We start from the raw sequence: 10231 nt of genomic DNA, 5'->3' as shown, positions 1-10231 counted from the left end.
CCTCGCGGTCGAGCACCTCGTGGAGCGCGACGGCCAGGGCGGCCGGGTCGGGCGCGGCCGCGGCGCCCGCCGCGCCGACCACCTCGGGCAGGGCGCTCGTCGCGCTGCACACGACGGGCGTGCCCGACGCCAGCGCCTCGAGCGCCGCGAGCCCGAACGTCTCGATGGGTCCGGGCGCGACGACGGCGTCGGCGCACGCGAGCAGGTCGGCGAGCTGGTCGCGGTCGCGCACGAAGGAGAGGAACCGGTGCGGCAGCCCGGCGGCCTGGGCGCGGCGCCGCATCCGGGTGAGGAGGGGCCCGGAGCCCGCGACGACGAGCCGCACCGGGCGCCCGTCGCGCAGCAGCTGGGCCACCGCGTCGATCGCGAGGTCGGGCCGCTTCTCGGTGGACTGCCTGCTCGCGAGCACGATCAGCTCGGTGCCCGGCGGTGCGTACTCGGCGCGCACCTCGGCGGACCAGCGGTCGGGCCGGAACCGTTCGAGGTCGACCCCGAGCGGCACGCGACTCAGCGGCGGCAGGCCGGCACCCCGGGACCGGGCCGCGAGCCGCTCGACCTCGCCGGCGGCGAACTGGGTGGTCGCCACCAGCCGGTCGAAGCGGGTGAGGGTGAGCCGGTTGTACCAGTCGGCGAGCCCCGGGGTCACGGCGGAGGCGAATCCCGGGACCCAGGAGCGCAGCACGCCGTCGACCCGCTCGTGGAGCATCATGAGCGACGGGACGCCCGCCTCGCGGGCCCAGTCGCCCAGGCCGGCCAGGGTGGTGCGGTCGCTGACCTCGAGCCGGTCGGGCGAGAGGGTCTCGAGCAGGCCGCGCATCTTGCCGGGCTCCACGACGGCGCGGTAGCCGCCGGAGAACGGCACCCGGGGGGCCGCGAGGCTGACGACCCGGACGCCGTCCACGTGCGACACCCCGTCCCGCGGGCCCGGCACGACCAGCACGGGTTCGTGCCCCCGGGCCAGGTACTGCCCCGCCATGGCGTGCATGGCGGTCCGGATCCCTCCGGACCGCGGGCTGTAGAAGTTCGCTACGTGGACGATCCGCACGTCATACCTCCGCCGATCCTGCTCTCGCGTGCACCCGGACCGCGTCCTCGTAGTGCCCCATGAGCTCGGTGCAGATGTCGTGCCAGGTCCGGCCCTCCGCGCGCTGTCGCGCGGAGGTGCCGAAGGCGCGTCGCTTGCGTTCGTCCCCCACCAGGTCGACGACACGGGCACGGAGCGCCTCGTGGTCACCTGGAGGGTACAGCCAGCCGTCGTGCGAGTGCCGGACGATGTCCAGCGGGCCGCCCGCCGCCGGCGCCACGACCGGGACGCCGCTCGCGTGCGCCTCCTGCAGCGTCTGGCCGAAGGTCTCGAGCTCGCCGGGGTGGACGAACACGTCGAGGCTCGCCATCGCCCGCGACAGCTCGCCGCCCCGCAGCAGGCCGGTGAAGTGGGCCTGCGGCAGCACCCGCTCGAGGTCCTCGCGCTCGGGCCCGTCGCCCACGATCACGAGGCGCACGCCCGGCAGGTCCTGCACCACGCGCAGCGCCTCGACCTGCTTCTCCGCGGCCAGCCGGCCCACGTAGCCGACGAGCAGCTCGCGGCCCGCGCCGACCCGGCGACGCCAGGCCTCGTCCCGGAACCGCGGGTGGAACGCCTGCGTGTCCACGCCCCTGCCCCACAGGCGCAGGTTGGGCACGCCGTGGTCCTCGAGCTGCCGCATCGTCGCCGTCGACGGCGCGAGCGTCATGGTCGCGCGCTCGTGGATGTCCTTGACGCGCTTCCACAGCAGCGGCTCGAAGCCGCCGAGGCCGTAGCGCGCGGCGTAGCCGGGCACCTCGGTCTGGTAGACGGCGACGGTCGGCAGGTGCAGGCGCTCGGCGGCGAGGATGCCGCGCCAGCCGAGGATGAACGGGGAGGCGAGGTGGACGACGTCGGGCGCGAAGGTCGCGAGCGTGCGCTCGGTGCGCCACTTCTTGCCGACGACGAGGCGGACGTCGGGGTACCCGGGGAAGCCGATCGAGCCGAGCTCGACGACGGGGGCACCGCTGACGAAGGGCGGGACATGGCCGGAGGAGGCGTCCGCGTCGGGCGCGAGGACCAGCGCCTGGTCCCCCCGCTCCTGCAGGTGCTCGAGCACCCGCAGGACAGAGTTGGTCACTCCGTTGACCTGCGGGAGAAAGCTTTCCGCGACGATGGCTACGCGCACGTCACGAACCTGCCGCTCGTCGATGTCCGCTCAACGGCTTCCATGCGGCGATCCGGGGAACGGGTGGCGTCGAGACGGTAACCGCTGCACAGGTTCTCACGATCTGACGGTAGCGGAGAGTCGCGTTCAGCGTGGTCGTGACACCGCGCGGCGCGTGCGGGTCAGCTGCACGAGGCGGACGACGACGCCCACGAGCAGCACGACGAGCAGCGCGTTGCGCAGCGCTCCGACCGTCGTGGCCAGGGGCCACCCGCCGAGGAACTCGCCGTACCGGATGGGGTAGATCTCCATCGTGAGACGCGCCACGACGAGCGTCCCCAGCGCCGGCAGGAACCACGTGCGCCGCGTGCCCTGGCTGCGGCTGCCCAGCGCGATGGCGGCGGCCAGCGGGGGCCCGATCCACGCGATGAACTGCGGCGAGCCCACCTTGTTGAAGACGATGAGCGCGAGCAGCTCCGCGGTGGCGCCGAGCAGCAGCACGTCGCCGACCCGGTCGGGACGCCGCCGCGCCGCCCACCAGACGAGCGCGGCGAGGAGCAGCGCCGCGACGGGCAGGGCGACGTCGAGGGCCTGCGCCACGGCGTCGGGCGCCTCGCCGAGCACCTCGTAGGTGTAGATGACGTCGTCGTACTCGACGCGGATCGACGGGTCCCACAGCCGGGCGACGGTGAACGGCGTGGCCCCGACGGCCTCCACCTGGAGCTGCCGCTCGCCCTGCTCGCCGAACACGTCGAGCACGTTGTCCTGCCCGCCGCCGGCGAACGCCACCCCGACCACGACGGCGGTCACCGCCGCGCCCGGCAGCACGACGGTGCGCAGCAGGCGCCGCACGTCCGACGACGTCGCGGCCAGCGCGAGCGCGACCGCGCCCGGGGCGATCTTGATCCAGGCGCCGATCGTGGCGAGCGTCATCGCGACGGCGGGCCGCCGGACGGCCACGAGCAGCGCGACGAGGATGATCGGCGCGAGCAGCCCGTCGAGCCGGCCGATCCAGATGGGACCGAGCGCGGCGAGGAACGCGAGCCAGAACCAGACGGCGGCCCGGCCGTGCGGGCGGGCACGGCCCAGCAGCGCCACCGCGACCGCGTTGGCGAGCGTGACGAGGATCATCCACACCCAGGAGTAGCCGTCGCTCGACGACGAGAGCAGCGCGGGCACCGCCATCGGACCCAGCGCGCCGAGCGGGTACACCCAGTCGTAGCCGAAGACGGGCCACCACCCGTCGTTCATGCCGGTGCGGACCCACCACTCGTACAGGCCGACGTCGCCGAGGATCTGCCCCCCGAAGACCCAGGCCTGGACGATGATCCAGCCGTGCACCACGAGGAACCCGACCCAGAGGGCGGGCCACGAACGGAGCACGCGGGTGGCGGACCGCAGGACGTCGGCGCCCCGCGTCCTGGGCGTTGTCGAGGTGTCTGACGGGCTCGGCACGGGGCACATCCTTGCACTGATCGGCGATGGTGTCGGCGACCGGGCGGGAGGTCTTCAAGTTCGCATCGTCGCGAGCTAGAGTTCGGTTACCCGAACTTTGGGTGTCCGTCCTCTCGTCCTGGAGCGCCCCATGTCACGCACCGTCGCGGAGCCTCGCACCGGCCGCGCCCGTCTGATCACCCTGCTCGGCCCCGCGTTCGTCGCGGCGATCGCCTACGTGGACCCCGGCAACGTCGCGGCCAACCTCACGGCCGGTGCCCGGTTCGGCTACCTGCTGGTGTGGGTCCTCGTGGCGGCCAACGCGATGGCGGTGCTGGTGCAGTACCTCTCCGCGAAGCTCGGTGTCGTCACCGGGCGCTCGCTGCCGGAGGTGCTGGGCGACCGCCTGCCCCGCCCGGCGCGGCTCGCGTACTGGGCGCAGGCCGAGATCGTGGCGGCGGCGACCGACCTCGCCGAGGTCATCGGCGGGGCGATCGCGCTCTACCTGCTGTTCGGCGTGCCGCTCGTGCTCGGTGGCGTCATCACGGGCGTCGTGTCGCTCCTCGTGCTGGCCGTGCAGCAGCGCCGTGGGCAGCGCGCGTTCGAGGGCGTGGTGACCACGATGCTCGCCGTGCTCACGGTCGGGTTCTGCGCCGGCCTCTTCTTCTCGCCGCCGGACCCCGCGGGCATGCTGGCCGGCCTCGTGCCCCGCCTCGCCGGTGCCGACTCGGTGCTCCTGGCGGCCTCGATGCTCGGTGCGACCGTGATGCCGCACGCGATCTACCTGCACTCGTCGCTGGCCCGCGACCACCTCCAGGCGCCGTCCACGTCCGTGGCCCACGTGCTGCGCGGGACGCGGGTCGACGTGGTGCTGGCCCTCGTGCTCGCGGGGTCGGTGAACATCGCGATGCTGCTGCTCGCCGCGGCCAACCTGCCGGGCAGGGAGGGCACGGACACCATCGAGGGCGCGCACGCCGCGATCACGAGCACCCTCGGCCCGGTCGTGGGCGTGCTGTTCGCGGTCGGCCTGCTCGCGTCGGGGCTCGCGTCGACCTCCGTCGGCGCCTACGCGGGTGCCGAGATCATGTCCGGCCTGCTCAAGGTGCGGGTGCCCCTCCTGACCCGTCGCCTGGTCACCCTGCTGCCCGCGATCCTGCTGCTCCTCACCGGCATCTCGCCGACCTGGCTGCTCGTGGTGAGCCAGGTGGTGCTGAGCTTCGGCATCCCCTTCGCGATGATCCCGCTGGTCCGGGTCACGCGGGACCGCGAGCTCCTGGGCGAGCACCGCAACGGCGCGGTCACCCAGACGCTGGCCTGGGTGGTCGCTGGCGTCATCGTCGCCCTGAACGTCACGCTGCTCTGGCTCACGTTCACGGGCTGACGCGGTCGCAGGGGCTCACGGCACCAGGTACGCGACGTCCCCGTTCGAGCTGCGGACCTCGACCGTGCGCTCCGCGTCGGGGTCGGTGGGGCCGTCGATGGTCTCGTGGCCGTTCGACGTCTCGATCGTCAGCGCGACGGGCTCGTCGTCGCCGTGCACCGTGGCCTTGCCGTTGCTCGTGACCGCGACGACGTCGCCCGCCACGCCGCGGACCTCCACCGAGCCGTTGCTCGACCGGGCCGAGGCGTCGCCCGCGACGGCCACGACGACGAGGTCGCCGTTGCTGCTCTCGCTGGTGACCGTGCCGTCCACGTGCTCGACCGTGACGTCGCCGTTGGAGCTCCAGGCCTCGACGTCGGACCCGGCGTCCGAGACCGTCACCTCGCCGTTGCTCGACCGCGCGGACAGCGCGCCCGCGATGTCCGTGGCGTCGACGTCGCCGTTGCTCGTCTCGAGCTCGGTCGAGCCGGCGACGCCGCTCGCGACGACGTCGCCGTTCTCGGTGCGCACCACGACCTCCGTCCCCGCGGGGAGCGTGACGTCCAGCCCGCCCGAGCAGCGGGGGAGGAACACCGACCAGTCGCAGCGGTGCGTGATCTCCAGCCGGTCGCCGCCCTCGTCCGCCGCGTACCGCGGCTCGCGCAGGCCGCTGCGGGCGACCGCGTCCACCTCGACGTCGCCCTCGGCGGCCGTGACGGTGACGTCGCCGTCCGCGACGAGCTCGACCGTGCCCACCGCGTCGTACGACCGGTGCGTCGTGCTCGTCGCGGACATCATGAGGTCGGCGAGGAACAGGGCACCGGTCACCACGACGGCGGCGCCGAGGAGCACGCCGAGCGTCGTGAGGGCGCGCGCGGTCGAGCTGCGGCCGGGCGGCGGCGGGCCGGCGTCCTGCACGGCGGGCGCGGCGTCGGGGTGGGTCATCGCGAGGATCCGTTCTGGTCGAGCCAGCGCAGCACGGCGAGCACCCTGCGGTGGTCGTCGGTGGCCGGCGGGAGGCCGAGCTTCATGAACAGGTTGGTGACGTGCTTCTCCACCGCGGGCAGCCCCACGACGAGGCGGTCGGCGATCGCGGTGTTGGACCGGCCCTCGGCCATGAGCGCGAGCACCTCGCGCTCGCGGCGGGTCAGCACGTCGAGGTCCGAGCCGGGGTGCCGGGCCATGATCTGGGTGACGACCTCCGGGTCGAGCACGGTGCCGCCGGCCGAGACGCGCGCGACGGCGTCGAGGAACTCGTCGACGTCGGCCACACGGTCCTTGAGCACGTAGCCGAGGCCGCGGGCGCCGCGCGCGAACAGCTCCGACGCGTAGCTCTGCTCCACGTACTGCGAGAGCACGAGCACGGGCAGGTTCGGGTGCAGGCTGCGCAGGTGCACGGCGGCGCGCAGCCCCTCGTCGGTGTGCGACGGGGGCATCCGGACGTCGGTGACGAGCAGGTCGGGCAGGGCAGGGCCGGTGCCGCTGAGCGCCCGGACCAGGCTGTCGGCGGTCGTGTGGCCCGCCACCTCGTGCCCCTCGGCGGTCAGCAGCCGGGTCAGGCCGTCGAGCAGGAGGACCGAGTCCTCCGCGATCACGATGCGCACGGCACCTCCACGGTCAGGCGGGTGCCCGCGCCGGGCGGGCTCTCGAGCTCGAAGGTGCCGTCGAGGGCGGCGACCCGGCCACGCAGGCCCTCGAGCCCGCTGCCGGGCGTCGCGCGGGCACCGCCCCGGCCGTCGTCGGACACGGTGACGCGCAGTCGGGGGCCGGGCACGAGCGCGGCCCGCACCTCGGCCGACCGCGCGCCCGCGTGCTTGGCGACGTTCGTCAGGGCCTCGGCCACGACGAAGTACGCGGCGGCTTGCGCGGCCGTGCCCGCGGGCGTCAGGTCGCCCTCGACCTCGACCCGGACGGGCACGGGGCTGCGCCCGGCCAGCGCGGAGAGGGCGGCGTCCAGGCCGCGGTCGGACAGGACGGCGGGGTGGATCCCGCGGACCAGGTCGCGCAGCTCGCCGAGGGCCTCCTTGACCTCGCGGTGCGCGAGGTCGAGCGCGGCGACGGCGTGCCCGGGATCCCTGTCGGCCAGCCGTCGGGCGACGCCCAGCTCGACGCCGAGCGCGACGAGACGCTGCTGCGCGCCGTCGTGCAGGTCGCGCTCGATACGGCGGCGCTCCGTGTCGGCCGCCGAGACCGCCGCGGAGCGCGACTCGGTGAGCTCGACGGCACGCTCGCGGGCCGTGTGCGCCTCGGCGGCCGCGGTCTGCGCGTCCTGCTCCGCCGCCAGTGCGCGGGCGCGGGCGACCTCGGTGGCCGAGGGCCCGAGCAGCGACCGCGCCGCCCGGACGACCAGCGCCGAGCCGTACTGCGTGGCGACGGCGGCTCCCCACAGGCACGCGGCGGCCGCGACGAGCGCGAGCACGACGACGGCGGGCCAGGGGAGCCCGCTCCAGCGCGCGACGACGGTGTCCTGCCCGGCGGCCGCGAGCACCACGCCCGCGACGGACCCCGAGGCGAGCGCACCCGCGAGCGCGAAGAAGACGGTCGTGGTCAGCCAGAGCAGGAACGCGTAGAGGGCGGCCGACCAGGCCCTGCCGTCGCCGACGGCGTCGCGGAGCCGATCCCACCGCCGGGCGCCGACGGGGGGTCGTCCGGGGGCGGGGACGACGACCCCGGTCTGCACCTCGATCCGGGTGCGTTCGGCGGCCGCGAAGGCCCGGGCGCCGCGCAGGCTGAGCGCGAGCAGCGGCAGCCCCACGCCGAGCGCGGGCACGAGGACGGCCGAGACGAGCACGAGGACCCACACGACGAGCCCGGCGGTCAGGGCCCAGAGCCAGCCCACGGCCAGCGCGGCGAGGGCGCGCGCCGTCGCACGGGCGGCGGGGGCCCGGAGGAGGGCCGCGCCGGAGGTGAGCGCGGGGGCCGCCTCGTCTGCGCTGGTCATGCTGATGACCTTAGGCGGACGGGACGGCCCCCGACAGGACGTGACCCCACGGGACGGGGGTCGGGTTATCCCTACGCGAAGGCGCTGGTGCCCGTGATCTCGCGGCCGATGATGAGGGCCTGCATGCTCTCGGTGCCCTCGTAGGTGTGCAGGGCCTCGATGTCGGCGAAGTGCCGGGCCACGCGGTTCTCCAGGAGGATGCCGTTGCCGCCGAGCATGTCGCGGGCGATGGCGGCGACCTCGCGGGCGCCGCGCGTGCACGTGTACTTGGCGAGCGAGGCCTGCGGGCCGCTGAGCTGCTCGGCCTCGTCGAGGCGCGTCATCTGCTTCACGAGGAGCTGCATCTGCGTGATGATCGAGAGCATCTTCGTCAGACGCTCCTGGACCATCTGGCTCGCGGCGAGCGGGCGGCCGAACTGCACGCGCTGCTTCGAGTAGGCCACCGCGGCCTCGTAGCACGCGATCGCCTGCCCGACGGCGCCCCACGCGACCCCGAGCCGGGTGGCGAACAGGACGCGGCCGGTGTCCTTGAAGGACCGGGACCTCGGCAGCAGGTTCTCGGCCGGGACGAACACGTCCTTGAGCACGATGTGCGCCTGGTGGATCGCGCGCAGCGACACCTTGCCCTGGATGGTCGTGGCCTCGTAGCCGGGGGAGTCCTGCGGCACGATGAAGCCGTGCACCTGGCCGTCCTCGCCGCGCGCCCAGACGACGGCGATGTCGCCGATCGAGCCGAACCCGATCCACTTCTTCTCGCCGTTGATCACGTAGCCCTCGACGCCGTCGCGGGTCTCCTTGACCGCGGAGGTCTCCAGGCCCACCGAGTCGGAGCCGTGCGTGGGCTCGGTGAGCGCGAACGCGCCGAGGATCTCGCCGCGGGCCATGGGCGCCGCGTACTTCTCGATCTGCTCGTCGGAGCCGAGCATGACGATCGAGCGCAGCGCCAGACCGCCCTGGACGCCGCAGATCGTCGTCACCGAGCCGTCGCCGCGCGACATCTCCATGGCGGCGAGGCCCTCGGCCATCTTGGAGATCTTCGGGAAGCCGGGCACGTCCACGCCGTCGCGCAGGAAGTCCAGCTCCGCCATCCGCTTGACCAGGTCCATCGGGACCTCGTAGCGCTCCCAGTAGCCGTCGATGACCGGCAGGACCTCGTCCTGCACGAAGCTGCGGACGGCGAGCTGCCAGGCCCGCTCCTCCTCCGTGACGTCGGCGAAGGCGCCGGCGAAGTCGATGTCGAGCGGTTGCGAGACGTCGTAGGCGGGCGCCGTCACCCCGGGAGTCTGAGTCATGCCTCCATGGTGCTCCGGTACCGGATCTCAGGTCAAGCGATACGCGGTCTCACCGGGCTCCCGCGCACGTCCGCCCGTGGGCCCACGGCTGGGGGCTCGTGCGCACCCGCTCGCCGGACGCCGCGGCGCGGCGCACCTCGAGCTGGAGGTACTGGTCCTGCGCCGCCTCGGCCACGGAGTACGGCGGCGGCGCGCCGTGCAGCACGTGGTCGGCCATGTCGGCGACGATGCGCGCGATCGACAGCTCGTCGTCGGGCAGGCGGGCCGGGCGGAAGGCGTTGCGGTACAGCCACTGCCCGTCGAGCGTGTACCCGCGCAGGAACATCCCCTCGTGGCTGCCCGCGCCGCCCGCCGCCACGCGCTCGAGCGTCGAGCGCAGCGGCTGCCCGTCGGCGCCGACGTGCCGCACGACCTCGCCGCGCAGCTCCCCGCGCACGCCGCGCACGAGCAGCGCGGGCGAGCGCACCCAGGAGCGGTACTGGACGTCGTCGAACTCGTAGGTGCCCAGCCGGTCGCCCCAGTCGAGCCACGCCGTGGCGTGCACCGTCTCGACGGGGGCGAGGTCCTCCGGGTCGCCCGAGCGGCTCGGGCTCGGCAGCACGGTGCGCACGTCGCGGCGCGCGGTGATCTCGGCGTCCTCGAACGTCACGCCGAGGGCCCGGCGCAGCACGCTCAGCCCGTGGTAGTCGTGCGCGACGGCGACGTGCGCATCGGTCACCGTGCCGAGCAGGCCCGACGCCGCGACCGCGAGCTGCGCCCCGACGAGGGGCTCGAGGTGGTACTGCTCGGCGACGTGCACGCAGGCGCCGTCGTCCACGAGCCGCTGGAGCGCCGCGAGCTCCGCGACGGTACCGGCGGCGGGCGTCTCCGTGAGCACGGGGACGCTCGCGGCGGCGAGCTCGCGGACCACCGGCTGGGCCGCGCCGGCGGGCAGCGTGAGCACCACGAGGTCGGGGCGGCCGCCGTCGACCAGCCCGGCCACCGAGGCGTACGTGGCGGCCGGGAGCCCGGGCAGGCCCGCGGCGGGCAGGCC

At 74.6% G+C, this 10231-nt stretch carries 9 protein-coding genes; 1 reads left to right on the top strand and 8 read right to left on the bottom strand.

What is annotated here, in order from left to right; translation table 11 throughout:
* From HLB15_RS20310 to HLB15_RS20300, 3 genes are all read right to left on the bottom strand, one after another.
* On the bottom strand, positions 1-1045 hold a 1045-nt coding region (locus HLB15_RS20310; RefSeq protein WP_171108066.1), incomplete at its 3' end, for a glycosyltransferase.
* A 1-nt stretch (position 1046) separates the two neighbouring features.
* Complete coding sequence (locus HLB15_RS24900) at positions 1047-2144, bottom strand: glycosyltransferase family 4 protein (protein WP_308424922.1); 1098 nt, start codon at positions 2142-2144, stop codon at positions 1047-1049.
* A gap of 174 nt (positions 2145-2318) precedes the next feature.
* Positions 2319-3635: a glycosyltransferase 87 family protein gene (locus HLB15_RS20300; RefSeq protein WP_171108062.1), complete on the bottom strand. Its 1317-nt coding sequence runs from the start codon at positions 3633-3635 to the stop codon at positions 2319-2321.
* A 121-nt stretch (positions 3636-3756) separates the two neighbouring features.
* On the opposite strand from HLB15_RS20300, the gene HLB15_RS20295 reads away from it, so the two are divergent.
* Positions 3757-4986 (top strand): Nramp family divalent metal transporter, encoded by a 1230-nt coding sequence (locus tag HLB15_RS20295; RefSeq protein WP_171108059.1) that lies wholly within the window; start codon positions 3757-3759, stop codon positions 4984-4986.
* Between the two features lie 15 nt (positions 4987-5001).
* Here the strand turns inward: HLB15_RS20295 and HLB15_RS20290 are convergent, their stop codons facing one another.
* From HLB15_RS20290 to HLB15_RS20270, 5 genes are all read right to left on the bottom strand, one after another.
* Positions 5002-5910, bottom strand: coding sequence for a DUF4097 family beta strand repeat-containing protein (locus HLB15_RS20290; protein ID WP_171108057.1), 909 nt, complete (start codon positions 5908-5910; stop codon positions 5002-5004).
* Positions 5907-6569, bottom strand: coding sequence for a response regulator transcription factor (locus HLB15_RS20285; RefSeq protein ID WP_171108055.1), 663 nt, complete (start codon positions 6567-6569; stop codon positions 5907-5909). Before HLB15_RS20285 ends, HLB15_RS20290 begins: the two co-directional genes overlap by 4 nt.
* On the bottom strand, positions 6557-7906 hold the full coding sequence (locus HLB15_RS20280) for a sensor histidine kinase (protein WP_171108053.1): 1350 nt from the start codon (positions 7904-7906) through the stop codon (positions 6557-6559). Before HLB15_RS20280 ends, HLB15_RS20285 begins: the two co-directional genes overlap by 13 nt.
* A gap of 71 nt (positions 7907-7977) precedes the next feature.
* Positions 7978-9198 carry an acyl-CoA dehydrogenase family protein gene (locus HLB15_RS20275; protein ID WP_171108051.1) on the bottom strand — a complete coding sequence of 407 codons (1221 nt, stop codon included), beginning with the start codon at positions 9196-9198 and terminating at the stop codon, positions 7978-7980.
* Positions 9199-9247: 49 nt separating this feature from the next.
* A partial coding sequence (locus HLB15_RS20270; protein WP_171108049.1) for a Gfo/Idh/MocA family oxidoreductase occupies positions 9248-10231 on the bottom strand: 984 nt, incomplete at its 5' end.

Source organism: Promicromonospora citrea (assembly GCF_013004695.1).
GTDB lineage: Bacteria > Actinomycetota > Actinomycetes > Actinomycetales > Cellulomonadaceae > Promicromonospora > Promicromonospora citrea.
The sequence above is the reverse complement of the archived record's forward strand: the minus strand, read 5'-3'. Positions and strand labels throughout refer to the sequence as shown.

Excerpts from the sequence above, each read along its gene's own strand:
- HLB15_RS20275 (WP_171108051.1), bottom strand. The coding sequence starts at position 9,198 with ATGACTCAGACTCCCGGGGTGACGGCGCCCGCCTACGACGTCTCGCAA.
- HLB15_RS20300 (WP_171108062.1), bottom strand. The coding sequence starts at position 3,635 with ATGTGCCCCGTGCCGAGCCCGTCAGACACCTCGACAACGCCCAGGACG.
- HLB15_RS20280 (WP_171108053.1), bottom strand. The coding sequence starts at position 7,906 with ATGACCAGCGCAGACGAGGCGGCCCCCGCGCTCACCTCCGGCGCGGCC.
- HLB15_RS20295 (WP_171108059.1), top strand. The coding sequence starts at position 3,757 with ATGTCACGCACCGTCGCGGAGCCTCGCACCGGCCGCGCCCGTCTGATC.
- HLB15_RS20290 (WP_171108057.1), bottom strand. The coding sequence starts at position 5,910 with ATGACCCACCCCGACGCCGCGCCCGCCGTGCAGGACGCCGGCCCGCCG.